This is a genomic window from Kitasatospora sp. NPDC088346 (genome assembly GCF_044740765.1).
GTDB lineage: Bacteria > Actinomycetota > Actinomycetes > Streptomycetales > Streptomycetaceae > Kitasatospora.
On sequence record NZ_JBIURH010000001.1, the window covers coordinates 564,074 to 590,902 of the forward strand.

Sequence of the window (26,829 nt, forward strand, 5' to 3'; positions counted from 1 at the left end):
TTCTCCTACCGTCGCGAGCAGCCGGCCGGCCGGCTCGCGAGCCACGTCTGGTTGGGTCCTGAATTCTCATGACGAACGACATCTACGGACCGTTCCCGGGAAGCGCGGCGTTCCTCGCGGGTCTGACGGAGCGGCAGCGCGCCCGGTACGAGGAGCTCGGCACCAACCTGGAGGTGGTCGAGCGCCGGATCGCCGACGCCTGTGCGGCGGCCGGCCGGCCCCGCTCGGAGGTGACCCTGGTCGTGGTCACCAAGACCTACCCCGCCGAGGACACCGCGCTGCTGGCCGCCCTCGGGGTCGCCGAGGTCGCGGAGAACCGCGACCAGGACGCCGCCCCCAAGGCGGAGACCTGCGTGAACCTGCCGCTGACCTGGCACTTCGTCGGCCAGCTGCAGACCAACAAGGTCCGTTCGGTGGTCCGGTACGCGGATCTGGTGCACTCGGTGGACCGGCCCCGGCTGGTGGAGTCGCTCGGCGCCGCGGTGCTGAAGGCCGAACGTGCCCCGCTGGGCTGCCTGGTGCAGGTCGCCCTCGACAAGGAGGCCGGCGAGGGGGAGCACCGGGCCGGGGTGGCGCCGGCGGACGTGCCGGCGCTCGCCGACCTGATCGCCGACACGCCCGGGCTGCACCTGGCCGGTGTGATGACCGTCGCTCCGCTGATGGGGCCGCTGGCCGGTGATCCGGCCGGCGCCTTCGGGCGGTTGGCGGAAATCGCAAGCGCCGTACGCGCGACCCATCCGGCTGCCACGATGGTTTCGGCAGGGATGAGCGGGGATCTGGAGCAGGCCGTGGCAGCCGGAGCGACACATGTGCGCGTCGGTACTGCGGTACTCGGAGCGCGGTCACCGCTCGGGTAACGTCACCGGGTAGTAGATCAGACTGCAGGACAAAATAGGACAGAACCTAGCAGCTTTCCAGAGCGCTAGCGAACCGTGGATCGCACCTCCGCACCCCCTCCCCTCACGGCCTGACGCGCCGTCGGCCCGACGGCCGGTGGGTGGGCGGCGGAATCCGAGACGAAGACCGTAGTCGGAGCCGATCCACCACAGAGCGGAGGAGACAGGAGCATGGCCGGCGCAATGCGCAAGATGGCGGTCTACCTCGGCCTCGTGGAGGACGAGACGTACGACGGCCAGGGGTACGACCCCGACGACGACTACGACGCGGACCCCGAGCCGATCCGGACCGGGCGGACGGAGGACCTGAGGTCCGCGGCCGCCACCCAGCCCGCCCCGGCGCCGGTCGCCCACATCGCTCCCCAGCCGGTGCCGGCCGCCGTGCCGATCCGGCAGGAGGCGCCGCGGATGGCGCCCGTGTCGTCCATCACACCCGACCGTCGCCACAACGTGGAGAAGAGCGCCCCGGTGATCATGCCCAAGGTAGTGAACGAACGAGAGCCCTACCGCATCACCACACTGCACCCTCGAACCTACAACGAGGCCCGTACCATCGGGGAACAGTTCCGCGGCGGGACCCCTGTGATCATGAATTTGACCGAGATGGACGACACGGACGCCAAGCGACTCGTAGACTTCGCGGCTGGACTCGTCTTCGGTCTGCACGGCAGTATCGAGCGCGTGACCCAGAAGGTGTTCCTGCTGTCTCCTGCTAACGTCGACGTCACGGCGGAGGACAAGGCTCGGATCGCCGAGGGTGGGTTCTTCAACCAGAGCTGACCCGGCCACGACTTCACGTGTGGATCGAGCGACAGTGCGTGACTGACGGAATGCTGGCAGGGGAGAGGGAGACGAGATGGGGATCGTCGGCGCGGTGCTCTACTGGGCGCTGACCGTCTTCCTGCTGATCCTGCTCCTCCGGCTGGTGATGGATTGGGTCTTCCAGTTCGCCCGATCGTGGCGTCCGGGCAAGGCCATGGTCCTGGTCCTGGAGGCCACGTACACTGTCACGGATCCGCCACTCAAGCTTCTTCGGCGATTCATCCCGCCGTTGCGTCTCGGGGGCGTGGCGCTCGACCTGTCCTTCTTCGTTCTGATGATCATTGTGTATGTCCTGATCTCGCTCGTGCGGTCCCTGTCGGTGTGAGCGAAGCGACAGGATTCCGGATTGCCGACGATCACGTTGAGGTGAAGAGATGCCATTGACCCCCGAGGACGTTCGGAACAAGCAGTTCACGACCGTCCGCCTGCGCGAAGGCTATGACGAGGACGAGGTCGATGCCTTCCTCGACGAGGTCGAAGCCGAGCTGACGCGTCTGCTGCGCGAGAACGAGGACCTGCGCGCCAAGCTGGCGGCAGCGACTCGTGCCGCCGCGCAGAACCAGGCCAATATGCGCAAGGAGCAGCCCCCGCAGGACGCCCGACCGGGCGCCCCGGTACCCGCTGCCATATCCGGCCCGCCGGTGCCCGGCCAGCAGCAGGGCCCCGGTCCGCAGCAGATGGGCGGCCCGCAGCAGCAGATGGGCAACCAGCCGCTCGGCCTGCCCTCCGGTGCCCCGCAGCTTCCGGCCGGTCAGGGCGGCCCGATGCAGCAGCAGATGGGTCAGCCGCAGCTCGGCCAGCCGATGGGGCAGCCGCAGATGGGCCAGACCATGGGCGGCCAGCAGCAGCTGGTGCAGCCGATGGGCGGCCAGATGCTGCAGCCGATGGGCAACCCCATGCAGCAGCAGATGGGCCAGACCATGGGCGGCCAGCAGCAGATGGGCCAGCAGATGGGCGGCCAGCAGCTGCAGCCGATGGGCGGCCCGATGGGCCAGCAGCTCGGCGGCCCGATGGGCGGCCCGATGCAGCAGCAGCAGGGCCCCGGCGGCGACAGCGCGGCCCGCGTGCTCGCCCTGGCCCAGCAGACCGCCGACCAGGCGATCTCCGAGGCCCGGTCCGAGGCCAACAAGATCGTCGGCGAGGCCCGCAGCCGCGCCGAGGGTCTGGAGCGGGACGCCCGCGCCAAGGCCGACGCCCTGGAGCGGGACGCGCAGGAGAAGCACCGGGTGGCGATGGGCTCCCTGGAGTCCGCCCGCGCGACGCTGGAGCGCAAGGTCGAGGACCTGCGTGCCTTCGAGCGCGAGTACCGCACCCGCCTGAAGTCGTACCTGGAGACCCAGCTGCGCCAGCTGGAGTCGCAGGCCGACGACTCGCTCGCTCCGCCGCGGATCCCCGCCACCGCGTCGCTGCCGCCGGCCGCGTCGTCGATGTCGCAGACCGGTGCCTCCTCGATGAGCAGCGCCACCCCGAGCTTCGGCGGCCAGCCGTCGTTCGGTGGCAACGGCCAGTCCTTCGGCGGGCAGAACTCCTTCGGCGGCGGCAACGGGCAGCCCTCCTTCGGCGGTCAGTCGGGTGTCGGCAACGGTGCTCCGCAGATGGCTCCCGCGGGCATGACCCAGCCGATGGCCGCGGTCCGTCCGCAGCCTCCGCAGCCGATGCAGCAGGCTCCGGCCCCGATGCGCGGCTTCCTCATCGACGAGGACGGCGACAACTAGGCCCTGTCCGGCCGATTGCGCCGGGCGCGGTACCACGAAGGGCGCCCCCACCGTGACTCCGGTCACGGGCGGGGGCGCCCTTCGTGGTACCGCGGGTGGTCCGTCAACCGGCGGTCCGGCGACAGGCCGGGCCCTCCGCGATCCGGGTGCCGTGGCCGGCCCCGGCGGCGGGGCGTCGCCCCGCGCGCAGGGCCGGCAGGTGGCAGGTGAGCTGCTGGACCGCGTGGCCGGTGCGGACCAGCGCGAGTTTCCTGTTGTACGTGCGGCGCGGGATGCCGATCAACAGACAGAACCTTGAGACCGGCATCTCCGCATCGGTGCGAATCATCTCAAGGTCCTGGAAGGGAAAGCTTGCTCTTCGCTGTTCATCCAGACCCGAAGCTGGACGCGGACCTCGTCCAGGGCCGCCCTCAGGTTGTCGATCTCGGCCTTGAGCGCGGTCTCCCGCGCCGAGGCGCGTTCGGTCCGTGCCGTACCGCTCAGTCCTTCACGGCCCCCCTGGATGAACTGCTTCTTCCAGTTGCCGATGGTCTGCTCGGAGAGTCCGTGCTTGCGGGCCGCCGCAGCGATCGTCGACTCTCCGGCCAGGATGCTCAGTACGATGTGGAGCTTGTCCTCCACCGGTAGTGCGGGTGGACGTGCCATGCTCGTCCCTCCTGGTCCAGGTTGCTCCAAGTCGTCCTCGTCCCAGGCGCCCGGGTACCGCGGGAAGTGCACCGGGCCCGTCGAGGGTGGTCGAACGGGCCCGGATGCGCACTTCTCGGCGGTACGTCAGGCGCCTGCCGCACCGGCGGTGCTGGGGGACTCGGATCCGGCGGACTGCGGCTGGGGCTGCGCCTGCGCGGGGGCCGGCGCCGGGTCGGGCAGGGTCAGGGCGACCAGTGCGGCGACGACGCTGACCACGGTGCACGCGATGTACACGGCGTGAAAGGCGTCCACGCCGGGCTTGGCGTAGGAGGCCATGATCGCGGCCAGACCGGCGGTGCCGATCGCGCCGCCGACCTGACGGGAGGTCAGGTTCATGCCCACGCCGGCGGCGAACCGGACCGGCGGCAGCGAGGTGGCCGCGATCGAGGAGAGCGCGGTGGCCGCGAAGCCGAGGCCACCGCCGCCGAGGATGCCGGACGGCACCCAGGCCGACCAGAACCGCGGCTCGGTGCCGAACAGCGCGCTGGCCTGCATGGCGGTGCACGCGGCGAACATCAGCAGGCCGAGGACGACCAGCACCCTGTGCTTGCTGCCGTCGCTGATCCGGCCGGCGACGGTCGAGGTGATCATCGACGCCACGGCGCCCACGCTGAGCGCGCCGGCCGCCTGCATGATGCTCCAGCCCCAGATCTGGGTGGCCCAGAGCGGACCGGCCAGCAGCCAGGCGAACATCGAGACGCCGAAGATCGAGGCCACCAGGTTGGTCCGGGCGAAGCGCCGGCTCTTCCACAGGCCGGTGTCGATGGCCGGGGCCTCGTGCTTCTGCGAGCGCAGCAGCGCGACCAGGCCGAGCGCGAGACCGCAGATCAGCAGGCCGAGGGTGCGGGCGTCGGCCCAGCCCCAGCTGTCGCCCTCGGTCAGTGCGGCGACCACGAAGGCGACGCCCACGGCGAAGGCCACCGTGCCGACCGGGTCGGGCAGCTTGCTGCCGGCCGGCGGCAGGTGCCGGGGCAGCGCGCGCAGGCCGGCGACCAGCAGGATCAGACCGATCGGGCCGTTGATGTAGAAGACCGAGCGCCAGCTGAAGTGGTCGACCAGCAGGCCGCCGATGACCGGGCCGATCACCGCGGAGAAGCCGGCCGCCGCCGACCAGGCGCCGATCGCCTTCATCAGCTGCGGCAGCGGGGTCGCCGCCATGATCAGGCCGAGTGCGGCCGGGATCATGCCGGCGGCCATCGCGCCCTGCAGGAAGCGGCCGATGATCAGCCAGTTCGCACTCGGGGCGGCACCACAGAGCAGCGAGGCAAGGGTGAAGCCGACCAGCGAGCCGAGGAAGACCTTGGCCCGGCCGACCGTGTCGGCCAGCCGGCCGGCCGGCGTGAGCAGGGCGGCGAACATCACCGCGTAGCCGCTGACCACCCAGGTCAGATTGGCCATCGTGGTCTCGGGGAAGGCCTTGATGATCTCCGGGAAGGCGATGTTGACCACCGACAGATCCAGGAAGGCCATGAAGGTAGCGCCTGAGCAGAGCAGAAGAACCAGCCCGGGGTTGACCTGGGGCTGGCCTCCCGTCTGCTGTGAAGTGTCCGACATTGCGGAACTCACCTTCCAATGGGCAGGGTAGAACCCTGCCGGGGACGGGAATTGGCACGTACAGAGCTAGATCGCGGACCCCGCCCGGGGTCGGCGCGCAGTGGGGCGCGGAAGGACGGGTTCCACCCGGGGCGAGGCGGGACGGCCTCGGCCAGGTAGGATAGGCAGGGTCCTGACGATTGAAAGACTGCCAGGAACGTAAGGTTCCTGTCAATCAGGCTTGGCGGTGAGGTGGCCATGGGAAACGCTGGATCCGGGTCCGAAGAGGTACAGCTTTGCCTGAGCTTCCTGATCCGGCAGGCATGGTTCAGCATGCGGTCGTCGGTCGAGGAGGCCCTGGTCGAGTGCCGGCTCTCGGTGCCCCAGTACGCGACGCTGCTCGTGCTGGAGGAGCAACCGGGCGTCTCGCTCTCGGACTTGGCCAGGGTGCTGGTGTCGACCCGTCAGTCGGTGACCGAGATGGTGGCCGGGATGGAGCGCGACGACCTCGTCGAGCGCAGACGGCATCCGACGAACGGGCGCACCCATCAGGTCTTCCTTGCGGAGGGCGGACGCAAGCGGCTGGCCGAGGCGCGGCCGGCCGTCCGGGCCCGGGAGGGACTGATGGAACAGGGTCTGACGGACAGTCAGAAGAGCGCCGCCCGAGCCTGGTTGGCGCACGTGGCAGCCGCCGGGGAGGCCTGACGGGAGCCCCTTCGCAGGTCTGAGTGCCAAACTTTGTCGTTGCCGCCGCTGGGCCAAATCGGTCCGGCGGCGGTTGCGCGTCCGCAGGTCACGCATCTGCCCCAAGGGCCAAGCATGCGGGTCACAATAGTTTGTCGTTGACTCGACAGTTTGGTGCCTACTAGATTTGGGGCAGGCGTTCGATAACGCATTTGGGTAGGTCGGTGGAGGATTAACGAAGATCTTCCCGGCGATTATCCCGATAAACGTGCATTGCGGATCCGATGGCTAGTCGGGGGGTTTGATGCGCATTCTTGACTGGATGGACAATGCGTCCGTCGACCGGGGAATACACTTCTTCCGGAACGAGCGAGGCTGGGAGTTCCGCTCCTACGCGGAGCTGGCCGGGCAGGCCGGCCGGGTGGCGGCGTTTCTCGTCGGGCAGGGCGCCCGGCCGGGAGACGTGGTGTCCCTGCTGCTCTCCGAGGTCGAGGACTTCGTCCCGGCCTTCCTGGGCACCATGCTGGCGGGGCTGACGCCCTCGCCGATTGCATCACCCGTAACATTCCAGGGAGTTGGCAACTACTCGAGCCATGTGGCGGACATCGTCCGGACCGCGGGATCGGCGTTGCTGCTGGCCGACGCGGAGCTGGCCGAGGTCGCCCGCCAGGCGGTCGCGCTGTCCGGCCGGGGCCGTACCGTGGTGCTCGGCGACGTGGCCGAGCTGCCCGAGGCGCCGCTGGTGCGCCGGCCGGAGCCGGACGTCGCGCTGCTCCAGTTCACCTCCGGATCGAGTGGCACGCCGAAGGGCGTCCAGGTGTCCCCGGAGAATCTCGCGGGAAATGTCCGGGCAATTCACGGATGGCTCGGAATCACGCCGGAGGATTCCTGCTCGTCCTGGCTCCCGATGTATCACGACATGGGGCTCGTCGGTACATTCCTCGGTTCCGTCGTGGCGCAGATCGATCTGTGGCTCATGACACCCCTGGAATTCATCCGGTCGCCACTTCGGTGGATCGAGGCCCATGGTTCGAACGGTGTGACCGTCACCACGGCACCCAACTTTGGCTACGCCTACGCCGCCCGGCGGGTCCGTCCGGACGACCTCGCCGGCATGGATTTCTCCAGGTGGCGGGTGGCGATGAACGGTGCGGAGCGCATCGTTCCGAAGGCCGCCTCGGACTTCGCGGCGCTGCTCGGCCCGCACGGCTTCCGGCCCGAGGCGTTCGCGCCCTGCTACGGTCTGGCGGAGTCGACCCTCGCGGTCACCGGCGTCCGTCCGGGCACCGGGGCGCGGGCCATCCGGCTCACCGGCGGGCTGCGGACCGGCGAGCCGGTCCGGGTCATCGAACAGGGCACCCTCGGCGACCCGCTGCCCGAGGACGGCCCCGCGTGGCTGACCTCCTGCGGTGCGGCGGTCCCGGGCGCGATCGTCGACGTGGTCGACGAGGAGGGCGCCGCCCTGCCGGACGGGACCTTCGGGGAGATCCGGGTGCGCGGCACCTCGGTGGCCCTCGGCTACCGGTCCCTCCAGGAGGGCGCCTCCTCGAACTTCACCCCGGACGGGCTGCACACCGGCGACTCGGGCTTCCTGCTCGACGGTGAGCTCTACGTGGTCGGCCGGGTCGGGGACAGCCTGAAGATCCGCGGCCGGCGGGTGCACGCCGAGGACGTCGAGGCCGGCCTGACGGCCGTGCCCGGGGTCCCGGTGGGCCGCTGCGCGGTGGCCCTCGGCGGCAGCGAGCAGGCGCACCGTGCGGTACTGCTGGTCGAGGCGGCCGGGGACCAGTGGCTGGCCCCCGCGCTGGGAGTGCTGCGCTCGGTGCTCGACGGGTCCGTCGAGGTCACCGTGGTGCGGGTGCAGCGCGGAGGCATCCCGCGGACCTCCAGCGGCAAGCCGCGCCGACGCCTGATCTGGCGCCAGTTCCAGGACGGCGAGGTGGGCGGGGACGTGCTGCACGGCGAACTCGCCACGGCCGCCCCGGCGGTCTGAGCCCGCGCCGTCCACTCCGGGGGTTCGCCTCCCCCTGTCCTCCACTGAGAGCGCTTTCACCGGCCCCTTCACCCGGCCCTCTCGCTCGGCCCTCCCGCCGAGCCCGTCACCCCCGCCCCGGCCGCGGCACGGCCCCGGGGGTCGTACGTCCCTGACGTCCCACACACCTGATCGGGAAGGCCACCATGTCCGTTCCTACTCTTGTCGATGCCGGATTCGTCCCGGACATCACCGACGAAGCCGTCGAGGAGCCCGCCGAGAAGGTCGGCCGCCTCGCCACCTCGGCCGACCTGTACCGCCGATGGGAGCGCCAGCAGTGGAGCGTCGCGGAGGTCAACCCGCGCCGTGACGCAGCCGGCTGGCAGGCGCTGCGCCCGTTCTCCCAGGAACAACTGCTCGGCTCGCTCGCCGAGTTGGAGGTCGGCGAGGTCTGCGTGACACAGACCCTGGGGTCGCTGACCGACCACCCCCAGACCGAGGACGACCGGATCTACCTCTGCACCCAGATGGCCGACGAGGCCCGCCACGTGCGGTTCTTCCAGACCTACATCGAGGACGCCTGCGGCGTGCCGCTGCACGAGCAGGAGGGCCGGGAACTGGAGGCGGCCGCGGACTACGCCACCGTCTTCGCCCCCGAGCTCACCCGGGTCACCTCCGAGGTGCGCGTCGACGGCTCGCCCGAGGCCTGGTACCGCGCCCTGGTCTACTACCACCTGATCACCGAGGGCGTGCTGGCCGCGACCGCGCTGCGCACCACCCGGTTCCTCGCCAAGCGGCTGCGGCTGGCCGCCCTGGAGGAGGGGCTGACCAACGTCACCCGGGACGAGTCCCGGCACGTCTCCTTCGGGCTCCGGGCGGCCACCGACGGCGTCAACAACGGCTACCGGGAGATCATCACCGACTCCCACTTCGAGGCCGTCGACATGGCCGCCTGGGTGCTGATCGGCCCGGCCCGGCACAACCCGTCGCCGGCCATCCCGGCCGCCCTGGCCAGCCGGGCCGCCCAGCTCCAGGGCTCGGTCGACATCGGCCGCGAGCGGCTGCTGAAGCAGCTGCGGATCATCGGCCTGCCGGAGCTCGTCGAGCGGGTCGACCAGGCCTGGAGCGCCGGCATCGACAAGGCGCTGGACGCCTACCAGGCGCGCTGGGACGCGCCGCACCCGATCCGCGCCGCGGCCGCCCGGGCCTGACCGCGCCCGCCGCACCCCCGACGACACCCCAGACCACACCCCAGACCGGAAACGAAAGCGAGCACTTCCATGAGTGACACCGTTGCAGACCAGGTCCGCCGGCTCGTCGGCGAGATGAGCCCGCTCGGCGCCCGCGAGGCCAAGTCCACCGACCGGCTGGTCGAGGACCTCGGCTACGACTCGCTCGCCGTCATCGAGCTCTCGCTCCAGCTGGAGTCGACCTTCTCGCTGACCGCCATGGGCCAGGGCGAGGCCGCCGACATCACCACCGTCGGCGACGTCGAGGGCCTGGTGGAGAAGGCCCTGGCGAACACCGCCGACGCGGTCTGACCGACCGGGCCGACGCGCGTCCCCGGCGCCCAGGACGACCCCAGGCGAAGGACCGGACCGGACGAGGGACCGGACCAGCCGACAAGACCGGACGAGACCGGACGAGAAGGGTGAGACGACATGACGAACGACCGCTCGACGGAGACCGTTGACCCGTACTGCCTCAGTGACGAGGCCGCCGTCGACCTGCTCTCGGGCACCCCCTGGAAGCGGTTCGCGGTGATGGGGGACAGCTTCGCGGCAGGGGTCGGCGGGCCCTGCCCGGGCTACGCGGACATCTCCTGGCCGGAACGCGTCGCCCAGGCGCTGCGGGGCAACGTGCCGGACCTGGCCTACCTGAACACCGGCGAGGTCGGACTGCGCACCCGTCAGGTCAGGGAGACCCAGCTCGCGAAGGTCCTGGAGTTCGGGCCGGACCTGGTCAACGTCGCCACCGGCGGCAACGACCTGTTCGGCCCCAACCCCGACCTCGACGCCGTCGAGGCCGACCTGGAGGAGATCTACGCGGCGCTCACCGCCCGGGGAGCCCACGTCTTCGCCTTCACCGTCGCCGACATCTTCGAGGCCTTCCCGGACTTCGCCGAGTTCCGCGCCCTGGTCGACCGGCTCAACGGCCGCATCCGCGCCGTCGCCGAGCGGCACGGGGCGACCCTGGTGGACATGTGGGAGCACCCGGTGCGGACCTCGCCGACCCTGATGAGCGCCGACGGCATCCACTTCTCCATGGAGGGGCACGCCGTGCTCGCCGGCGAGATCATCCGCAACCTGTCCACCGCCACTCCCGCCACGGCGCCCGGACGGTCGGCATGACCGGCTCCGCCACCCCGGCGTCGGACAGCGCCGACTACGTGATCGTCGGCGCCGGTTCGGCGGGCTGCGTGCTCGCCGACCGGCTGAGCGAGGACGGCAGCCGGGTGCTACTGATCGAGGCCGGCGGGCCCGACCGGGCCGCCGAGATCAGCATCCCGGCCGCCTTCCCCAAGCTCTTCGGCTCCGACTTCGACTGGTCCTTCCACACCACCCCGCAGCCGGGGCTGAACGGCCGCCGGATCTTCTTCCCGCGCGGCAAGACCCTCGGCGGCTCCTCCTCCATCAACGCCCAGATCTGGACCAGGGGACACCAGGCCGACTTCGACGGCTGGGCCGCCGCTGGCTGCACCGGCTGGGAGTACTCCCGGGTGCTGCCGTACTTCCGCCGGGCGGAGGGCCGCAGCGGCCCGACCGGACCGGACGGCTACGGCACCGCGGGCCCGATCCGGATCGACGACCTGCGCGACCTCAGCCCGGCCACCGAGGCCTTCCTCGCGGCCTGCGCCGCCGCGGGCCACCCGGAGCTCGGCGACGCCGAGTCCAGCGCCCGCGAGGGCGCCGGCCCCGTCCGGGTCACCCAGCACAACGGCCGCCGCTGGAGCGCCGCCGACGCCTACCTGCGCCCCGCGCAGCGCCGGCCCAACCTGACCGTGCTCACCGGCGGCCTGGTCCGCCGGGTCCTGCTGGAGGACGGACGGGCCGTCGGCGTCGAGCTGGACCACCCGGACGGCGTCCGGCAGATCCGCGCCGAACGCGAGGTGATCCTCAGCGCCGGCGCGGTCGGCAGCCCCCAGCTGCTGATGCTCTCCGGCATCGGGGACCCCGCCCAGCTGCGCCCGCTCGGCCTGCCGGTCGAGGTGGACCTGCCCGGCGTCGGCCGCAACCTCAGCGACCACCTCTACGTGCCGCTCGCGATGGCGGCCCGGCAGGAGGTGTCGCCCGGGGTGGGCGAGCAGGGCGAGGACGTGCTGGAGTACTTCCGGCACCGCCGCGGCCGGCTCAGCTCCAACCTGGCGGAGGCCCTGGTGTTCCTGAGCACCGAGGCGGGACTGCCCGGCCCGGACATCGAACTGGTCTGGATGCTGGTGCCGTTCCTGGACAGCGGCCGCGGCGAACCGGCCCACGGGGTCACCCTGGGCGTGGTGCTGCTGCAGCCGCACGGCCGCGGCAGCGTGCGGCTGCGCACCGCCGACCCGGCCGACGCCCCGCTGATCGACCCGGGCTTCCTGGCCGACCCGGCCGGCCGCGACCTCGCCACCACGGTGGCCGGGGTCAGGGAGGCCTGCCGGCTGCTCGCCCGGCCCGAACTGGCGCACGTCGTCGGCGAACCGCTGATCCCCGGCCTGACCGCGGCGTCCGACCGCGGCCTCGCGGACCTGGTCCGCGAGCACGCCGAAACCCTCTACCACCCGGTGGGCAGTTGCCGGATGGGCGCGGACGAGGAGTCCGTGGTCGACCCGGAGTTCCGGGTGCGGGGTACCACCGGCCTACGGGTCGTCGATGCCGGTGTGATGCCGGTGGTACCCCGGGGCCACACCCACGCGCCCACCGTGATGCTCGCCGAACGGGCCGCCGACCTGATCCGCGGCCTGCCCGCCCTGCCCGCCGCGCGCGAGCGCCGCGCGGCCCTGGCCGGCCGGTCCTGAGCGACCGGCCCGCCGCCCCTGTGTCCCGTCGTTCCGTTCCGCCGTACCCGGAAGGCCACCGAAGATGACCACCAGCACCTCCGCCGACGTCCGTGGCACCACCCTGATCGAGGAGACGTTGGCCGCCCTCGTGGACGACAGCGAGCTCATCGCCACGCTCAAGGAGCGCCAGCTGTCCATCCGCTTCGTGCAGCGCGACCCCGGCGCCGTCGTCCAGCTCTCCGCGGACGGCGTCGCGTACGGCGACAGCGGCGAGGCCCCGACGCTGCGCTTCGAGCTGACCGCCGACACCCTGCACCAGCTGCTCACCGGCCGGCTGTCGCTGCCGCGGGCCGCCGCCGCCCGGCTGCTGACCGTGAAGGGCCCGGTCGCCCGGCTGCGCCAGCTGGCCGACGTCCTGCCGAAGGTGGGCGCCAAGTACGCCGAGGTGGCGACCCGCCGCTCCGCCTGAGCACCCGCCGCCGCCTCCGTTCCCCGGCCGACCAGGCCCTCTAGACGATTGCGAGTACCCGCACGTGACCACCGTTGTTGAGCTCAAGAATCCGGCGACCCTCTCCGACCTCGGCGCGATGAACGCCGCCGCCATCCCCTCGCTCTTCCAGCTGCCGCCCGACGTCGAGCAGCTGCGCGACGAAGTGCGGGAGTTCGCCCAGACCGTGGTCAAGCCGCGCCGGCTGGCCAACGACCTGGCGCCGCACGACGAGTTCGACTGGGAGATCGTCCGCAAGGGCCACGAGATCGGCCTGCTGCGCCTGACCCTGCCCAAGGAGATCGGCGGCCGCGGGGTCGGCACCCTCGGGGTGGCCGTGGCGCTGGAGGAGCTGGCCGCCGTCTGCGCCTCCACCGCGCTGATCTTCGGTGCCTCGATGCTCGGCCAGACCAGCGTGCTGGCCTCCGGCGACCCGCACCTCCAGGCCCGCTTCCTGCCGCAGTTCCTCGGCGACGAGCCGGTGCTGGCGTGCAACGCGATCACCGAGGAGGTGGCCGGCTGCGACCTGCTGATCCCGGACAACTCCCCGCTCGCCGCGGACGTGATGACCGCCCGCCGGGACGGCGACGCCTACGTGCTCAACGGCATCAAGCGGTTCATCACCAACGGCAAGGTGGCGGAGTGGGCGACCGTCTTCGCCAACCTGGAGGGCCACCCCGGTGCGGACGGCCTGACCGCCTTCATCGTCCCGCTGGACAGCGAGGGCGTCACCCGCGGGCCGGTCGCCGACAAGATGGGCTACCGCGCCTGCCTGGGCACCACCCTGCTGTTCGAGGACGTCCGGGTGCCGGCCGAGAACATCGCCTTCGGCGAGGGCGGCGGCTGGGGCTTCCTGACCATGCAGTCCAACCAGGCCCGTTCGACCGTGGCGGCGATCTCGGTGGGCGTCGCCCGTGGCGCCTTCGAGATCGCGCACCGCTTCGCCGGCGAGCGGGTGCAGGGCGGACTGCCGCTGTACCAGCACCAGTTCACCGCCCGGAAGCTGGCCGAGATGGCCGCCAAGATCGACGCCTCCCGCCTGCTCTACCTCCAGGCCGCCTACCAGGCCGACAACATGCTGCCGGCTCCCACGTACGGCCCGGCCGCCGCCAAGCTCTACGCCGACCGGATCGCCATCGAGGTGGCGGAGGAGTCGATGTCGATCCTCGGCGCCCGCGGCTACTGCCGTGACTACGACGTGGAGAAGTTCGTCCGCGAGTCCTTCGGCGCCCGGATCTACGAGGGCACCCCCGAGGTGCTGGCGATCGCGATCACCAACGCCCTCTACGGGCACCGAGTCTGACCGTCGACCTGTGTGATCCGGTGCCCGACGGCCCGGAGGAAGGAGCCAGACCCATGACCGACACGGCTGTCGCCCCAGGCGTCGCCACGGCCTCCCCGTCCGCAGCCGCGGGCATCGGCACCGGGACGGAGGACCGGCAGAACCGGTTCGTCTCCGACGTGATGGCCCTGCACGACCGGATGAACCTGCGCGGCCTCGCCGCCAGCATCAGCCCGGACGACCTGCTCTACCTCGCCCGGCGGCCGGACGGCCTGGTCGTCCTGGCCGCCCGGCACCGCGGGATCCCCGAGCGGTACCTGATCGGCATCTACGGCTTCCGGCTGGCGCAGTACCTGAGACTGCGGTTCGCCGACGAGAGCCTGGCCTTCAGACGGGCGCTGTTCTCCGAACCGCACGGCGGCCACCGGGCCGAGGAGGTGCACGTCCTGGCCATGGACGAGCGCACCGGGGCGATCCTGCGCTACGTCTCGCTGGTCGGTGCCCCGGAGGGAGACCCGGCCGACCTGCGGGACCCGGACCGGACGCCGTTCCCGTGCGAGCGGGCGCACCGGATCAACCTCTTCGACCACGTCGCCTTCGAGGAGGAGGTGACCACCTCCGAGGTCTGGGAGGTGAAGCGGCTGGTGCACCGCGGACCGCAGGGCGGCGACAACGGCGCCACCCGGCTGAGGGTCACCCTGGAGTTGATGCTCGGCTTCTACACCGCGCTGGGCCGGATCCGGCCGGGCGTGAAGGTGCTGGTCGGCGACGGCGAGGAGGGCGTGGCGATCCAGCGGACGCTGCGCAGCCTCCGGGAGATCACCGTCCTGGAGGGGACCGTGCCCTCGCTGCCGGCCGACGACCTGATGTTCCCGCTCTACACCCAGCGCGAGGTGGTCAAGGCCTTCGCGGCCAGGGCTCCCCGGGGCGGCGAACTCGACGAACTGATCGGCCAGTTGCAGTGTGCGCTGGCCCACGAGGACCTGTTGCTCGGCTTCCGGTCGATGGTCGGCCAGGTGGGCGGGCAGCTGAGGAGGGTCACGATATGACCGACACCCCGACGAGCGCCGAAGCTCTCACCGCGGACGACTTCTACGCCGAACTCACCACCCGCAACCGGGGGCTGATCCCGGAGTCGGCGCAGCTGGCGCTGGGCAAGGCCCGGGTGCTGGTGGCCGGCTGCGGATCCACCGGGGGAGCGGCGGTCGAGCCGCTGGTCCGGCTGGGTGTGCGCGACTTCGTCCTGGCCGAGCCGGGTGAGTACGAGCTCAACAACCTGAACCGCCAGCACGCCCGGCTGTCGGACCTCGGCCGCAACAAGGCCGAGGTGTCGGCCGAGCTGGCCCGGTCGGTCAACCCGCACGCCCGGGTGGAGGTGCACACCGACGGCGTCCAGGAGGAGAACGTCACCGCCCTGCTGGACGGCGTGGACGTGGTCGTCGACGGCGTCGACGTCACCACGATCGGCGGCTGGCGGGCCAAGTTCCAGCTGCACGCGGAGGCCGCCCGCCGCGGGGTCCCGGTGGTCTCCGGGTACGACATGTCCGGCACCCAGTTCATCCGGTACTACGACTACCGGCAGGACCCGACCCCGCTGGCCGGCCGGGTGACCGCCGGGCAGCTGGAGACCGAGGAGGTCTGGGACCTGCTGCTGCGGATCATCCCGCGCGAGCTCGTCCCGCTGGACCTGGTCGAGGACATCCGGGCGCACCGGTCCGACCCCGACTACAGCGTGCCCCAACTCGTCTACACCTCGCACCTGTTCGGCGTCCTCGCCGCCCGCTACACGGTCGCGGTGCTGGCCGGTGTGCCGGTCCGTGCGGAGCTGACCGTCGATGTCCACGCGCTCGTTGCCGACAGCTGACCTCCACCCCCACAAGGAGCACCGATGACCGACCTGATCGACAAGGCCGACCCGACCGCGCGGCAGACCAAGAAGGCCGCGCAGCTGCTGATCGCCTCGGCCAAGCACTCCTACGACCCGCTGATCGACATCGACTGGGACGCGCCGCTGGAGGAGGGGAAGTGGTTCCTCGCCGAGAAGCGCTGCTCGCTCTACGGCACCGAGCTCTGGGACTCGCTCACCCTGGAGCAGAAGATGCTGGTCAGCCGTGAGGAGCTGGCCTCCTCGGTGGCGGTCGGCGTGTGGACCGAGCACATCCTGCTGCACCTGGTCTCGCGCTACGTCTACAAGCGGGACGTCTCCACCCCGCAGGTGCAGTTCGCGCTGACCGAGGTGGCGGACGAGGTCCGGCACATGATCATGTTCGCCAAGCTGGTCGAGAAGATCGGCAGCGAGATCTACCCGACCCCGCCGAAGACCCTCAAGAACGGCCTGGTGCTCAAGACCTTCGCACCGGTCTCGGCGCTGTGGGCCCTGATCCTGCTGACCGAGGAGTTCTTCGACCGCTTCCAGCGGGAGCAGTCCAACGACGAGACCATCCAGCCGGTGGTGCGCAGCGTCGCCCGGATCCACGTGGTCGAGGAGGCGCGGCACATCAGCTTCGCCCGGACCGAGCTGGAGCGCTTCGTCCCGACCCTGTCCAAGTTCAAGCTCGACCTGCTGCGCAAGTTCCTGGCCAACACGGTCAAGAGCATCCGCGAGGAGCGGGCCAACCCGCTGGTGTACGAGCGGGCCGGGCTGGACCCGAAGGTGGCCGTCGCGCAGGCCAAGGCGAGCCCGTTCAACAAGGAGAACGCCGCGTACGGCGCCGAGCGGATCGCCGCGTACTACCAGAAGATCGGCCTGATCGGCGGCTCCTCGGAGAAGGTCTGGCGTGACGCGGGCTGGATCTCCTGACCGTCGTACCGACCCGCCGGGGGGCCGCACGGCCCCCCGGCGGACCGCCCCCAGGAAGGGACCGGGAATGGGACCGGGTGTTGCCCACGTGCCTGACGCCTCATCAACTACCCTGCATACGATGGACCATGACGACGACGGGTACACCGGAGCGGCCTTCATCGAGGCCGCCGGGCTGAGCCTTCCGGTGCGGGTCACCCTGGCCGGGTACTTCCAGCCGCTGGACGGCCGCTACCGCTGGTACGGGCGGGTGCAGGCCGACTCCGAGCTCGCCGGGCTGGTCGGCGCGGGACGGCTGGACGCCGTGCTGCGCACCCCGCACGGCGACGCGGCCGGCACGCTGGGCGATCCCGACCTGTGGCAGCGCTACCGGATCGAGGGCGTCGGGCGTCCGCCGTTCCCGGTGCCGCTGGAGGTGGACGAGTCGGCGCCGCCGGACTGACGGCACGTCCGTCCGCCGGGCCGCGGCCCGAACCCCCTCAGCCCGGGCCCGCCGTCGCCCCGGTAGGACCGAACAGACAGACTCTGGAGCCCCGATGTGTTTCGACCCTGACTCCGCGCCGCCCGTCGAGCACGGCCCCGGCGCCGTCGCCGAGGCCGAGGTGATCGCCCTGCGATCCGCCGACGGCACCGAGTTCGCGGCCTTCCGTGCGGCCGGTGAGACCCCGAGCGGTGTGGGCGTGGTGGTCCTGCCGGACGTCCGGGGCCTGTACGGCTTCTACCGGGAGCTCGGCCTGCGCTTCGCCGAGAACGGCCACACCGCGCTGGTGGTGGACTACTACGGCCGCACCGCGGGCGTCGGCGAGCGGGCCGAGGACTTCCCGTACCAGGAGCACATGCGCCGGCTGACCCCGCGCCAGCTGCACGAGGACCTGACCGCGGCGATCGCGCACCTGCGCTCGCCGGAGGGCGGCAACTGCCGTGCGGTGGTGACCATCGGGTTCTGCATCGGCGGCCGGCTGGCCGTGCTGGCCTCGATCCGCGACCGCGAGCTGGCCGGCACCATCGGCTACTACTGCTGGCCGGCCCCCGGGCCGGACGGCGCCCCGGGCCCGACCGGCCGGGCGGCCGACCTGGGAGCGCCGGTGCTGGCGCTGATGGCGGGCGACGACCCGGGCATCCCCGCGCAGCACGTCAAGGAGTTCGAGGAGGCGCTGGCGGCGGCCGGGGTGGACCACGAGGTGGTCACCTACGAGGGCGCGCCGCACAGCTTCTTCGACGTCAAGCAGAAGGAGTTCACGGCCGATTCGGTGGACTCCTGGCGGCGGGTGCTGGCCTTCGTCGACCGGGTGGCCGGGCCCGTCGGCTGACGGGGCGGACGTACCCCGGACGTGCCGGTGGCCGCCCACCCCCGACCTGCGGGGAGGGGCGGCCACCGGGCGTGGGTCAGGCCTTGCGCAGCTGGAAGGCCAGGCCGAGGGACTCGTCGGCGAAGGTGGCCGACTCCCAGTCGGCCGGGCCGGCCGCGAAGTCGACCGCGAGGACCTCCTCGGCGACCAGGCCGCCGTGCTCGGTGACGGCCGCGGCGGTCTCCTCGTCGGTGGCCTGCCAGCGGAGCACGATCCGGTCCGCCACGTCCAGGCCGGAGTTCTTCCGGGCCTCCTGGATCTGGCGGATGGCGTCGCGGGCGACACCGAGCCGCTTGAGCTCCGGGGTGATGGCCAGGTCGAGGGCGACGGTGGCACCGGACTCGTTGGCCACCGCCCAGCCCTCGCGCGGGGTCTCGGTGATGATCACCTCGTCCGGGGTGAGGGCGACGGTCTCGCCGTTCACCTCGACGCCCGCCTCGCCGGTGGCGCGCAGACCGGCCGCGAGCGCGGCCGCGTCCGCCGCGGCGACGGCCTTGGCGACGTCCTGGACGCCCTTGCCGAAACGCTTGCCGAGGGCGCGGAAGTTGGCCTTGGCGGTGGTGTCCACCAGCGAGCCGCCCACCTCGGCCAGCGACTCCAGGGCGGCGACGTTGAGCTCCTCGGCGATCTGCGCGCGCAGGTCGGCCGGCAGCTCCTCCCAGCCCTGGGCGGCGACCAGCGCCCGGGAGAGCGGCTGGCGGGTCTTCACGCCGGACTCGGCGCGGGTGGCCCGGCCGAGCTCGACCAGCCGGCGGACGAGCGCCATGTTCCGGGACAGCTCGGTGTCGATCAGGCTCTCGTCGGCGACCGGCCAGGTCGACAGGTGCACCGAGACCGGCGCCTGCGGGGCGACCGGGACGACCAGGTCCTGCCAGACCCGCTCGGTGATGAACGGGGTCAGCGGGGCCATCAGCCGGGTGACGGTCTCCAGCGCCTCGTGCAGGGTCGCCAGCGCGGCGGCGTCGCCCTGCCAGAAGCGCCGGCGCCCGCGCCGCACGTACCAGTTGGACAGGTCGTCGACGAAGCCGGAGAGCAGCTTGCCGGCCCGCTGGGTGTCGTACGCCTCCAGCGCCGCGTCCACCTCGCGGACCAGGGTGTTCAGCTCGGAGAGCACCCAGCGGTCCAGCTGCGGGCGGTCGGCCGGGCGCGGGTCGGAGGCGGACGGCGACCAGTCGGCGGTGCGGGCGTACAGCGCCTGGAAGGCGACGGTGTTCCAGTAGGTGAGCAGGGTCTTGCGGACGACCTCCTGGATCGTCCCGTGGCCGACCCGGCGGGCCGACCACGGCGAGCCGCCGGCCGCCATGAACCAGCGCACCGCGTCGGCGCCGTGCTGGTCCATCAGCGGGATCGGCTGCAGGATGTTGCCCAGGTGCTTGGACATCTTGCGGCCGTCCTCGGCCAGGATGTGGCCCAGGCAGACGACGTTCTCGTAGCTGTTCCGGTCGAACACCAGGGTGCCGACCGCCATCAGGGTGTAGAACCAGCCGCGGGTCTGGTCGATCGCCTCGGAGATGAACTGCGCCGGGTAGCGCTTCTCGAACAGCTCCTTGTTCCGGTACGGGTACCCGTACTGGGCGAACGGCATCGAGCCCGAGTCGTACCAGGCGTCGATCACCTCGGGCACCCGCACGGCGGTGCCGGAGCACTCGCGGCAGGCGAAGGTGACGTCGTCGATGTACGGGCGGTGCGGGTCCAGTTCGCTCTGGTCGGCGCCGGTGAGCTCGGAGAGCTCGGCCAGCGAGCCGACGCAGGACAGGTGGCCCTCCTCGCAGCGCCAGATCGGCAGCGGGGTGCCCCAGTAGCGGTTGCGGGAGAGCGCCCAGTCGATGTTGTTGTTCAGCCAGTCGCCGAAGCGGCCGTGCTTGACGTTCTCGGGGAACCAGTTGGTCGCCTCGTTCTCCCGGATCAGGGCGTCCTTGACGGCGGTGGTGCGGATGTACCAGGACGGCTGCGCGTAGTAGAGCAGCGCGGTGTGGCAGCGCCAGCAGTGCGGGTAGCTGTGCTCGTACGGCAGGTGGCGGAAGAGCAGGCCGCGCGCCGCGAGGTCGGCGACCAGGGTCTCGTCGGCCTTCTTGAAGAAGACGCCGCCGACCAGCGGGACGTCCGCGGCGAAGGTGCCGTCGGCCTCGACCGGGTTGACCACGGGCAGGCCGTACCTGCGGCAGGTCGCGAGGTCGTCCGCGCCGAACGCCGGGGACTGGTGGACGATGCCGGTGCCGTCCTCGGTGGTGACGTACTCGGCGGTCAGCACGTAGTGCGCGTTCTCGATCTCGACCAGGTCGAACGGCCGGGTGTACGCCCAGCGCTCCATCTCGGCGCCGGTGAACGACTGCCCGGTGGTCTCCCAGCCCTCGCCGAGCGCCTTGCCGACCAGCGGCTCGGCGACGACCAGCCGCTCGGTGCCGTCGGTGGCCACCACGTAGGTGACGTCCGGGTGCACGGCGGCGGCGGTGTTGGACACCAGGGTCCACGGGGTGGTCGTCCAGACCAGCAGCGCGGCCTCGCCGGCCAGCGGGCCGGACGTCAGCGGGAAGCGGACGAACACCGACGGGTCGACGACGGTCTCGTACCCCTGCGCGAGCTCGTGGTCGGACAGACCGGTGCCGCAGCGCGGGCACCAGGGGGCGACCCGGTGGTCCTGCACCAGCAGGCCCTTGTCGAAGATCTGCTTCAGCGACCACCAGACGGACTGGATGTACTCCGGGTCCATCGTCCGGTACGCCTCGTCGAGGTCGACCCAGTAGCCCATCCGCTCGGTGAGCTTGGCGAACTCGTCGGTGTGGCGGGTGACCGAGTCGCGGCACCGGGCGTTGAACTCGGCGATGCCGTACGCCTCGATGTCCTGCTTGCCGGAGAAGCCGAGCTCCTTCTCGACGGCCAGCTCGACCGGCAGGCCGTGGCAGTCCCAGCCGGCCTTGCGGGCGACGTGGTAGCCCTTCATCGTCCGGAAGCGCGGGAAGACGTCCTTGAAGACCCGGGCCTCGATGTGGTGGGCGCCGGGCATGCCGTTGGCGGTCGGCGGGCCCTCGTAGAAGACCCACTCCGGGCGGCCCTCGGACTGCTCCAGGCTGCGCCGGAACACCTTCTGGTCCTGCCAGAAGCTGAGGATCTGGTGTTCGAGCGCGGGCAGGTCGACCTGCGGGGGGACGGCGTTGTAGCTGGCCATGGGGGGCGTCTACCTCCGGCGGATGCGTGGACTGGCTTCCGACGGAGGGACGAGACGGCGTGCCGTCCCGCGGTACCACCCTCCTTGACCGCGATGAGGCTGCGGCCCTCTTGTTTAGGGCTTGCTGCCGGTTCTACTCGGCCGCCGTGCGGCCTTTCCTCCGGCGGCTCCGGGGTGATCTTCCCGCCGCGCACACCCCCGGGCTCACACCGTCCCCGGATCGCTCGTGGCTGCGTACGTCGGTACTCGTCCCATCAGCGCCTTGCAGGCACCAGTGTATCGGCCCGGGCAACCCGCTTTCGCTGCGTGACCCGCCCGGGCGGGCGGGGCGCCGCGGGGGGCGGAGCTTCGCTACGGGCCGTGAGGTTAGCGGATGACGATCTGGGCACAACTTGGGCAGCAACGGGGCGCGGGTCGAGCGGTCACGGCTGCCCGAGTGGGTTCGGTGGAACGCATCGGTATGTCCCGTTGTGACCGGATTCGATGGGGATTATCGTTCCGGCACCGGAGACCGCCGGGAACCGGCGGTTCGAATTATTCGTAAATGAGGTCGAAGCCATGGCTGAGAAGGCAACAGGTGCGGGTACCGCCACCAAGCGGGCGCGCAAGGCTGTGGCAGGCGACTCAGGGGAGGGGACCGTGAGCACTACACGGCGTAAGACCAGCACCACCACCGGTCATTCCGCGACCACCAGCCGCACCCACGTACCGGCGGCCACCGGTGCCCGCGCGGCCAGCGGCGGTGCCGAGTCGGTCGACCCGGCCGAGCTGCCGGTCCGCCCCGGCGAGGACCCGTGGACGGCCGCCGAGGTGGCCGAGCTGCACGCCGAGCTGGGCAGCGACCTGGAGCGCCTGCGCGCCGAGATCGAGGCCTCCGAGGCGGCCATCGCCGGCCTGATGCGCGACTCCAACGACGGCGCCGGGGACGACCAGGTCGACGCCGGCACCAAGAACATCAACCGGGAGAGCGAGCTCTCGCTGGCCAACAACGCCCGCGACAGCCTGGCCCAGACCGAGCGCGCACTGCTCCGACTGGAGGGCGTCGGCTTCGGCGTCTGCGAGTCCTGCGGCCAGGCCGTCGGCAAGGCCCGGCTGCAGGCCTTCCCGCGGGCGACGCTCTGCGTCACCTGCAAGGCCAAGCAGGAACGCCGCTGACACCCGGTCCCGGGTGACGGGAGACGGGCGGTCGGCCTGGTCGGTGCCGTACGCTCGTCCCCGTAACGTCGGCCCACTCGGCCGGTCCATTCTGTACACGGCAGCGGAGCGGATCATCAGCACTCCAGGTTCCCCCCAGACCCAGGACGACGCCGTCCCCGGCGCGCGCGCACCGCACGAGCCCGAGACCGCCGTGCCGGAGGCCGCCGTGTCCGAGTCCGCCCGGCCGTCCGTGGCCGCGCCCGTCGGCGCCACCGCCATCGGTGCCACCGCCGTCGACGGTGCCCGGGCCCGGGCCCGCCGCCGGCGGGTCGGCGTGCTGCTCGCCGTCGCGCTGCTCGCCTACGTGATCGACCTGGTCTCCAAGCTGCTGGTGGTCGCCCGGCTGGAGCCCGACCACTCGGTGATCCGGGTGATCGGCGACGTCATGACCTTCCAGGTGATCCGCAACCCCGGCGCCGCCTTCGGCATGGGCCAGGCGATGACCGTGGTCTTCACCGCCATCGCCGCCGCCGTCATCGTGGTGATCTGGCGGATCGCCCGCCGGCTGCACAGCCTGCCCTGGGCGGTGGCCCTCGGCCTGCTGCTCGGCGGCGCCCTCGGCAACCTCACCGACCGGCTGTTCCGCTCGCCCAGCTTCTTCCGCGGGCACGTCGTCGACTTCATCTCGGTGCAGCACTTCGCCGTCTTCAACCTGGCGGACTCGGCGATCGTCTGCGGCGGCGTCCTGGTCGTCCTGCTCTCCTTCCGCGGCTCCAACCCGGACGGCACCACCCACCAGCCGTCCAAGCCGGCCCGGTCCGACGCCCCGGCCGAGGACGGCGCCGACCACTCCGGGTAACCGGCCCACCGACGGGTCGCCCGCTCCCGCCGGTCGGGCGGCCGCCCGCGGTCCGGCATACTCGTACGGGTGAGTACCGCAGCGCAGACCCGCAGCCTCCCCGTTCCCGACGGCCTGGAGGGCGAGCGACTCGACGCCGCCCTGGCCCGGATGTTCGGCTTCTCCCGGACCAAGGCCGCCGAGCTGGCCGCCGACGGCAAGGTGACGCTCGACGGGGCCGTGGCCGGCAAGTCGGACCGGGTGACCGCCGGATCCTGGCTGGAGGTCGAGATCCCCGCCCCCGCCGCACCCGTGCGGATCGTCGCTGAGCACGTCGAGGGCATGCGGATCGTCCACGACGACGACGACATCGTGGTCGTCGACAAGCCGGTCGGCGTCGCGGCCCACCCCAGCCCCGGCTGGACCGGCACCACCGTGATCGGCGGCCTGGCCGCCGCCGGCTACCGGATCTCCACCTCGGGCGCGGCCGAGCGCCAGGGCGTGGTGCACCGCCTGGACGTCGGCACCTCCGGCCTGATGGTGGTCGCCAAGTCCGAGCGCGCCTACACCGACCTCAAGCGCCAGTTCCACGACCGGATCACCGAGAAGAAGTACCACACCCTCGTCCAGGGCCACCCGGACCCGATGAGCGGCACCGTGGACGCCCCGATCGGCCGCCACCCCAGCTCCGACTGGAAGTGGGCGGTGACCCGCGACGGCAAGCCGTCCATCACCCACTACGACCTCATCGAGGCCTACCGGGCCGCCTCGCTGCTGGACATCAAGCTGGAGACCGGCCGCACCCACCAGATCCGGGTGCACATGTCCGCGCTGCGCCACCCCTGCGTCGGCGACCTCACCTACGGCGCCGACCCGACGCTGGCCAAGCGGCTCGGGCTGACCCGGCAGTGGCTGCACGCCGTCCAGCTCGGCTTCGAGCACCCCTCCGACGGCGAGTGGGTGCAGTTCACCAGCGAGTACCCGGCCGACCTGCGCAAGGCCCTGGACATCATCTCCTCGGAGAGCTGAGGGAGCCCGGCATGACCGAGATCCGTGAGGCCGTCGGCCCCGCCGACCTCGCCCTGGTGCGCGCCGTGCGCCACGCGGTCTTCGTGGTGGAGCAGCAGGTGCCCGAGGAACTGGAGTACGACGACCTGGACGCCACCGCGGTGCACCTGCTCGCCGTCGCCGACGACGGCGCGGCGCTCGGCACCGGACGGCTGATCCACGGCGCCGACGCGCTCAAGCTGACCGGCGTCGACGGCCGGGTGCTGCTCGGCCGGCTGGCCGTGCACCGGGCCGCCCGCGGCACCGGCCTCGGCGCGGAGCTGGTCCGGGCGATCGAGCGGGCCGCCGTCGAGCGCGGGGCCGTCGAGCTGGAACTGCACGCGCAGGTCCAGGCGCTGGGCTTCTACGAGCGCCTCGGCTACGCGGCCGAGGGCCCGGTCTACCAGGACGCCGGCATCGACCACCGGACGATGACCCGGACCCTGTAGGGGCGCTACGCTGCCGCCCCATGAAGATCGCGATACGGGCCGCGGTGGGCGTGCCGGCGGCTGTGCTGCTCGGCGCGCCGCTGCTGGCCGCCGGTGCCTGGTGGGCCGTCACCGGCGGCCTGTACGGCTGCTCCGCCGCCGACGAGCGGCTCGGACCGCGGCTGATCGCCGAACACGTGCTGCCGGTGCCCCCGGCCGACCTCCAGGCCGAGGGCCCGGCCGGGTCGGGCGGCTGCGACGAGGACGACCGGCACGTCGAGGTCTGGCAGGAGTACCGGTCGGCCGGCCCGGCGGCCGAGGTGACGGAACGCTACCGGGCGGCCGTCCTCGTCCAGGGCTGGCGGCCGTGCCCGGACGCCCGGGCGTCCGACGAGATCTACTGCCGGGAGGCCGCCGGGACGACGGTGTCGCTGCGGTTCGGCTGGTGGGGCGGGGGCGGGGGCTTCAGCGCCGTCCTGACGGCCGTTCCGGGGTGACGGCCGGTGGGTGCGTCAGCGGGCGTCCGCAGGCGTTTGCGGGCGTTTGCTGGTACCTGCGGCCGATGATCGTACCGATGGGCGGGCATATGATCGGGCGTTCAGGGGTGCCGCCACGGTGACCGGTTGACGGTGCGTGAGACGCAGAGGGAGGCCGGCCATGGCGTCGGAGTACGAGATCTCGGACGACGAACTGCTGGACACGGCCGACGACCCGGCGCAGGCGGCCTCGCTGCACAAGGCGCTGCGGACGATCGCGGCCAACCCGTCGGTCGGCCCGCAGCTCCAGGAGATGGCGAAGGACATCCTGAGCGGCCGGGTCGGCATGCGGGAGGCCGTCCAGTCCGAGCGCTACCTGAGCGCCATCGGGGCGCGGCTCGACGACATGCGCGCGGCCGCGGAGAACATGAGCCCGGCGGAGCGGGAGCGCTCGCAGGCGCGGGCCGAGAAGATGATCGAGGAGCGGGAGGAGCGCGAGCGCGAGGCCGCGGGCGGCGGCCGCCGGCGATAACGGGCTCCACCGGCCGCCGCCCGGGCCGGGTCCGGCGCCGCGGGTCGGGACACGGGCGGCGGCGAACAACGCGCCGGACGAGGTTCGCGTCCGGGTCACGGCCGCCGGGCTGAATCCGATGGATTGGCAGATCAGCACACCGCCGGACATGGCGCCGCGGTTCGGCAGCACCCTGCCGGCCGGGTTCGGCAGCGACTTCGCCGGAGTGGTGGGACGAGGTGGGGGCCGAAGCCGCGGGATTCGCGACCGGCGACCGGCGACCGGGTCCACGGGGCCGCGATCGGCGGGTCCGTCGCCGATTTCGTGCTGATCGAGACACCAGCGGCACACCTCTGGCCCACCCCGCAGGGCATAGGAGACGAGGTGGCGGCCACGCTTGCGGTGTCCGGTCTGACGGCCTCCGCCGCGCTCGCCGCGATCGGACTCCGCACCGGGGACACCGTCCTGATCGGAGGAGCGGCGGGTGGCGTGGGCATCCTCGCCGTGCAGTTGGCGAAGCTCGCGGGTGCCCGGGTGCTCGGCACCGCCTCCGAGAGCACGATCGGATTCCTGCGCGGGCTCGGCGCCGAACCCGTGGCGTACGGCCCCGGCCTGGCGGACCGGGTGCGGGCCTGGCGCCCGAGGGGATCACCGCCGCAACCGACCTGTTCGGCAGGGAGGCCGCCGAGACCGCGCTCGAACTCGGCGTGGCACCCGAGCGGATCTCCGTCGTCGCCGACGGCCCCGCCCCGCCGCCCGGGGTGCGCACGGCGGGCGCTCTCGACGCGGGGCCGGGCGCCCTGGAACGGATCGCCGACGCGATCGGTTCCGGCGCGATCGGGGTGCCGATCGCGGCGACCTTCCCGGTCGAGCGGATTCGCGAGGCCGTGACGACGCAGGCCGGGAGGCACGTGCACGGCAAGATCGTGATCGCCCTGTGAACCGGCGCACGCGTTCGGCCTGACGCAGCCGCGCCACCCTGAGCGACGGCTCGGACGGTACGTCACAACAGGGCGAAGG

At 72.0% G+C, this 26,829-nt stretch carries 27 protein-coding genes and 1 pseudogene; 24 read left to right on the forward strand and 4 right to left on the reverse strand.

The features are described from left to right. Nucleotides 1-68: 68 nt before the first annotated feature. The 4 genes from ACIOFR_RS02520 (at nucleotide 69) to ACIOFR_RS02535 (ending at nucleotide 3,433) form a co-directional block, all read left to right on the forward strand. Nucleotides 69-857: a YggS family pyridoxal phosphate-dependent enzyme gene (locus tag ACIOFR_RS02520; RefSeq protein WP_400991776.1), complete on the forward strand. Its 789-nt coding sequence runs from the start codon at nucleotides 69-71 to the stop codon at nucleotides 855-857. A gap of 210 nt (nucleotides 858-1,067) precedes the next feature. Next, entirely contained in the window at nucleotides 1,068-1,676 is a 609-nt protein-coding gene (locus ACIOFR_RS02525; RefSeq protein ID WP_400991777.1) for a cell division protein SepF, read from the forward strand. Between the two features lie 76 nt (nucleotides 1,677-1,752). Further along, a complete protein-coding gene (locus ACIOFR_RS02530) occupies nucleotides 1,753-2,043 on the forward strand; it encodes a YggT family protein (RefSeq protein ID WP_363637618.1) in 291 nt (96 codons plus the stop codon). A gap of 49 nt (nucleotides 2,044-2,092) precedes the next feature. Next, entirely contained in the window at nucleotides 2,093-3,433 is a 1,341-nt protein-coding gene (locus ACIOFR_RS02535) for a DivIVA domain-containing protein (RefSeq protein WP_400991778.1), read from the forward strand. A 103-nt stretch (nucleotides 3,434-3,536) separates the two neighbouring features. Here ACIOFR_RS02535 and ACIOFR_RS02540 read toward each other — a convergent pair whose 3' ends face one another. From ACIOFR_RS02540 to ACIOFR_RS02550, 3 genes are all read right to left on the reverse strand, one after another. Next, on the reverse strand, nucleotides 3,537-3,761 hold the full coding sequence (locus tag ACIOFR_RS02540; RefSeq protein ID WP_400991779.1) for a hypothetical protein: 225 nt from the start codon (nucleotides 3,759-3,761) through the stop codon (nucleotides 3,537-3,539). Then, entirely contained in the window at nucleotides 3,758-4,078 is a 321-nt protein-coding gene (locus tag ACIOFR_RS02545; RefSeq protein WP_400991781.1) for a transposase, read from the reverse strand. The genes ACIOFR_RS02540 and ACIOFR_RS02545 overlap by 4 nt, the downstream gene beginning before the upstream one ends. A 126-nt stretch (nucleotides 4,079-4,204) precedes the next feature. After that, on the reverse strand, nucleotides 4,205-5,674 hold the full coding sequence (locus tag ACIOFR_RS02550) for a DHA2 family efflux MFS transporter permease subunit (RefSeq protein ID WP_400991782.1): 1,470 nt from the start codon (nucleotides 5,672-5,674) through the stop codon (nucleotides 4,205-4,207). A gap of 237 nt (nucleotides 5,675-5,911) precedes the next feature. Between ACIOFR_RS02550 and ACIOFR_RS02555 the strand changes: the two genes are divergently transcribed. From ACIOFR_RS02555 to ACIOFR_RS02615, 13 genes are all read left to right on the forward strand, one after another. After that, a complete protein-coding gene (locus ACIOFR_RS02555) occupies nucleotides 5,912-6,358 on the forward strand; it encodes a MarR family winged helix-turn-helix transcriptional regulator (protein ID WP_400992132.1) in 447 nt (148 codons plus the stop codon). Between the two features lie 301 nt (nucleotides 6,359-6,659). Then, nucleotides 6,660-8,330: an AMP-binding protein gene (locus ACIOFR_RS02560; RefSeq protein ID WP_400991784.1), complete on the forward strand. Its 1,671-nt coding sequence runs from the start codon at nucleotides 6,660-6,662 to the stop codon at nucleotides 8,328-8,330. Nucleotides 8,331-8,515: 185 nt separating this feature from the next. After that, the gene (locus ACIOFR_RS02565; RefSeq protein WP_400991785.1) at nucleotides 8,516-9,520 is read left to right on the forward strand and encodes a ribonucleotide-diphosphate reductase subunit beta; all 1,005 of its coding nucleotides are present in this window, start codon (nucleotides 8,516-8,518) and stop codon (nucleotides 9,518-9,520) included. Between the two features lie 69 nt (nucleotides 9,521-9,589). Beyond that, entirely contained in the window at nucleotides 9,590-9,850 is a 261-nt protein-coding gene (locus tag ACIOFR_RS02570) for a phosphopantetheine-binding protein (RefSeq protein WP_400991786.1), read from the forward strand. A 120-nt stretch (nucleotides 9,851-9,970) separates the two neighbouring features. Continuing rightward, nucleotides 9,971-10,660, forward strand: coding sequence for an SGNH/GDSL hydrolase family protein (locus tag ACIOFR_RS02575; RefSeq protein WP_400991787.1), 690 nt, complete (start codon nucleotides 9,971-9,973; stop codon nucleotides 10,658-10,660). Next, nucleotides 10,657-12,306, forward strand: a complete 1,650-nt coding sequence (locus ACIOFR_RS02580; protein WP_400991788.1) for a GMC family oxidoreductase — start codon at nucleotides 10,657-10,659, stop codon at nucleotides 12,304-12,306. The genes ACIOFR_RS02575 and ACIOFR_RS02580 overlap by 4 nt, the downstream gene beginning before the upstream one ends. Before the next feature lie 64 nt (nucleotides 12,307-12,370). After that, on the forward strand, nucleotides 12,371-12,757 hold the full coding sequence (locus tag ACIOFR_RS02585) for an SCP2 sterol-binding domain-containing protein (RefSeq protein WP_400991789.1): 387 nt from the start codon (nucleotides 12,371-12,373) through the stop codon (nucleotides 12,755-12,757). Nucleotides 12,758-12,821: 64 nt separating this feature from the next. Further along, nucleotides 12,822-14,078, forward strand: a complete 1,257-nt coding sequence (locus ACIOFR_RS02590; protein WP_400991790.1) for an acyl-CoA dehydrogenase family protein — start codon at nucleotides 12,822-12,824, stop codon at nucleotides 14,076-14,078. Between the two features lie 53 nt (nucleotides 14,079-14,131). Next, nucleotides 14,132-15,106, forward strand: a complete 975-nt coding sequence (locus tag ACIOFR_RS02595; RefSeq protein ID WP_400991792.1) for a hypothetical protein — start codon at nucleotides 14,132-14,134, stop codon at nucleotides 15,104-15,106. Then, the gene (locus ACIOFR_RS02600) at nucleotides 15,103-15,921 is read left to right on the forward strand and encodes a ThiF family adenylyltransferase (protein ID WP_400991794.1); all 819 of its coding nucleotides are present in this window, start codon (nucleotides 15,103-15,105) and stop codon (nucleotides 15,919-15,921) included. The genes ACIOFR_RS02595 and ACIOFR_RS02600 overlap by 4 nt, the downstream gene beginning before the upstream one ends. A 24-nt stretch (nucleotides 15,922-15,945) precedes the next feature. Then, entirely contained in the window at nucleotides 15,946-16,857 is a 912-nt protein-coding gene (locus tag ACIOFR_RS02605) for a diiron oxygenase (protein WP_400991795.1), read from the forward strand. A 121-nt stretch (nucleotides 16,858-16,978) separates the two neighbouring features. Beyond that, nucleotides 16,979-17,299, forward strand: a complete 321-nt coding sequence (locus tag ACIOFR_RS02610) for a DUF4873 domain-containing protein (protein ID WP_400991796.1) — start codon at nucleotides 16,979-16,981, stop codon at nucleotides 17,297-17,299. 94 nt (nucleotides 17,300-17,393) lie between these two features. Further along, a complete protein-coding gene (locus tag ACIOFR_RS02615) occupies nucleotides 17,394-18,167 on the forward strand; it encodes a dienelactone hydrolase family protein (RefSeq protein WP_400991797.1) in 774 nt (257 codons plus the stop codon). Nucleotides 18,168-18,243: 76 nt separating this feature from the next. On the opposite strand, the gene ileS is transcribed toward ACIOFR_RS02615, so the two are convergent. Beyond that, entirely contained in the window at nucleotides 18,244-21,372 is a 3,129-nt protein-coding gene (gene ileS, locus ACIOFR_RS02620; protein WP_400991799.1) for an isoleucine--tRNA ligase, read from the reverse strand. A gap of 639 nt (nucleotides 21,373-22,011) precedes the next feature. Between ileS and ACIOFR_RS02625 the strand changes: the two genes are divergently transcribed. The 7 genes and pseudogenes from ACIOFR_RS02625 to ACIOFR_RS02655 all read left to right on the forward strand — a co-directional run. Continuing rightward, a complete protein-coding gene (locus ACIOFR_RS02625) occupies nucleotides 22,012-22,527 on the forward strand; it encodes a TraR/DksA family transcriptional regulator (protein ID WP_400991800.1) in 516 nt (171 codons plus the stop codon). Between the two features lie 91 nt (nucleotides 22,528-22,618). Then, nucleotides 22,619-23,368, forward strand: coding sequence for a signal peptidase II (gene lspA, locus ACIOFR_RS02630; RefSeq protein ID WP_400992133.1), 750 nt, complete (start codon nucleotides 22,619-22,621; stop codon nucleotides 23,366-23,368). Between the two features lie 69 nt (nucleotides 23,369-23,437). Beyond that, a complete protein-coding gene (locus tag ACIOFR_RS02635) occupies nucleotides 23,438-24,376 on the forward strand; it encodes an RluA family pseudouridine synthase (protein ID WP_400991802.1) in 939 nt (312 codons plus the stop codon). 11 nt (nucleotides 24,377-24,387) lie between these two features. Further along, on the forward strand, nucleotides 24,388-24,843 hold the full coding sequence (locus ACIOFR_RS02640; protein WP_400991804.1) for a GNAT family N-acetyltransferase: 456 nt from the start codon (nucleotides 24,388-24,390) through the stop codon (nucleotides 24,841-24,843). Nucleotides 24,844-24,863: 20 nt separating this feature from the next. After that, nucleotides 24,864-25,319 carry a hypothetical protein gene (locus ACIOFR_RS02645; RefSeq protein WP_400991806.1) on the forward strand — a complete coding sequence of 152 codons (456 nt, stop codon included), beginning with the start codon at nucleotides 24,864-24,866 and terminating at the stop codon, nucleotides 25,317-25,319. A gap of 160 nt (nucleotides 25,320-25,479) precedes the next feature. Continuing rightward, nucleotides 25,480-25,830 (forward strand): hypothetical protein, encoded by a 351-nt coding sequence (locus ACIOFR_RS02650; protein WP_400991808.1) that lies wholly within the window; start codon nucleotides 25,480-25,482, stop codon nucleotides 25,828-25,830. A gap of 70 nt (nucleotides 25,831-25,900) precedes the next feature. Continuing rightward, nucleotides 25,901-26,750, forward strand: a pseudogene (locus ACIOFR_RS02655) (alcohol dehydrogenase catalytic domain-containing protein); the annotation flags it as partial. Nucleotides 26,751-26,829 lie beyond the last annotated feature (79 nt).

Coding starts and splice junctions, on each gene's coding strand:
- ACIOFR_RS02520 (WP_400991776.1), top strand. CDS start 69: ATGACGAACGACATCTACGGACCGTTCCCGGGAAGCGCGGCGTTCCTC.
- ACIOFR_RS02525 (WP_400991777.1), top strand. CDS start 1,068: ATGGCCGGCGCAATGCGCAAGATGGCGGTCTACCTCGGCCTCGTGGAG.
- ACIOFR_RS02530 (WP_363637618.1), top strand. CDS start 1,753: ATGGGGATCGTCGGCGCGGTGCTCTACTGGGCGCTGACCGTCTTCCTG.
- ACIOFR_RS02535 (WP_400991778.1), top strand. CDS start 2,093: ATGCCATTGACCCCCGAGGACGTTCGGAACAAGCAGTTCACGACCGTC.
- ACIOFR_RS02540 (WP_400991779.1), bottom strand. CDS start 3,761: ATGATTCGCACCGATGCGGAGATGCCGGTCTCAAGGTTCTGTCTGTTG.
- ACIOFR_RS02545 (WP_400991781.1), bottom strand. CDS start 4,078: ATGGCACGTCCACCCGCACTACCGGTGGAGGACAAGCTCCACATCGTA.
- ACIOFR_RS02550 (WP_400991782.1), bottom strand. CDS start 5,674: ATGTCGGACACTTCACAGCAGACGGGAGGCCAGCCCCAGGTCAACCCC.
- ACIOFR_RS02555 (WP_400992132.1), top strand. CDS start 5,912: ATGGGAAACGCTGGATCCGGGTCCGAAGAGGTACAGCTTTGCCTGAGC.
- ACIOFR_RS02560 (WP_400991784.1), top strand. CDS start 6,660: ATGGACAATGCGTCCGTCGACCGGGGAATACACTTCTTCCGGAACGAG.
- ACIOFR_RS02565 (WP_400991785.1), top strand. CDS start 8,516: ATGTCCGTTCCTACTCTTGTCGATGCCGGATTCGTCCCGGACATCACC.
- ACIOFR_RS02570 (WP_400991786.1), top strand. CDS start 9,590: ATGAGTGACACCGTTGCAGACCAGGTCCGCCGGCTCGTCGGCGAGATG.
- ACIOFR_RS02575 (WP_400991787.1), top strand. CDS start 9,971: ATGACGAACGACCGCTCGACGGAGACCGTTGACCCGTACTGCCTCAGT.
- ACIOFR_RS02580 (WP_400991788.1), top strand. CDS start 10,657: ATGACCGGCTCCGCCACCCCGGCGTCGGACAGCGCCGACTACGTGATC.
- ACIOFR_RS02585 (WP_400991789.1), top strand. CDS start 12,371: ATGACCACCAGCACCTCCGCCGACGTCCGTGGCACCACCCTGATCGAG.
- ACIOFR_RS02595 (WP_400991792.1), top strand. CDS start 14,132: ATGACCGACACGGCTGTCGCCCCAGGCGTCGCCACGGCCTCCCCGTCC.
- ACIOFR_RS02600 (WP_400991794.1), top strand. CDS start 15,103: ATGACCGACACCCCGACGAGCGCCGAAGCTCTCACCGCGGACGACTTC.
- ACIOFR_RS02605 (WP_400991795.1), top strand. CDS start 15,946: ATGACCGACCTGATCGACAAGGCCGACCCGACCGCGCGGCAGACCAAG.
- ACIOFR_RS02610 (WP_400991796.1), top strand. CDS start 16,979: ATGGACCATGACGACGACGGGTACACCGGAGCGGCCTTCATCGAGGCC.
- ACIOFR_RS02615 (WP_400991797.1), top strand. CDS start 17,394: ATGTGTTTCGACCCTGACTCCGCGCCGCCCGTCGAGCACGGCCCCGGC.
- ileS (WP_400991799.1), bottom strand. CDS start 21,372: ATGGCCAGCTACAACGCCGTCCCCCCGCAGGTCGACCTGCCCGCGCTC.
- ACIOFR_RS02640 (WP_400991804.1), top strand. CDS start 24,388: ATGACCGAGATCCGTGAGGCCGTCGGCCCCGCCGACCTCGCCCTGGTG.
- ACIOFR_RS02645 (WP_400991806.1), top strand. CDS start 24,864: ATGAAGATCGCGATACGGGCCGCGGTGGGCGTGCCGGCGGCTGTGCTG.
- ACIOFR_RS02650 (WP_400991808.1), top strand. CDS start 25,480: ATGGCGTCGGAGTACGAGATCTCGGACGACGAACTGCTGGACACGGCC.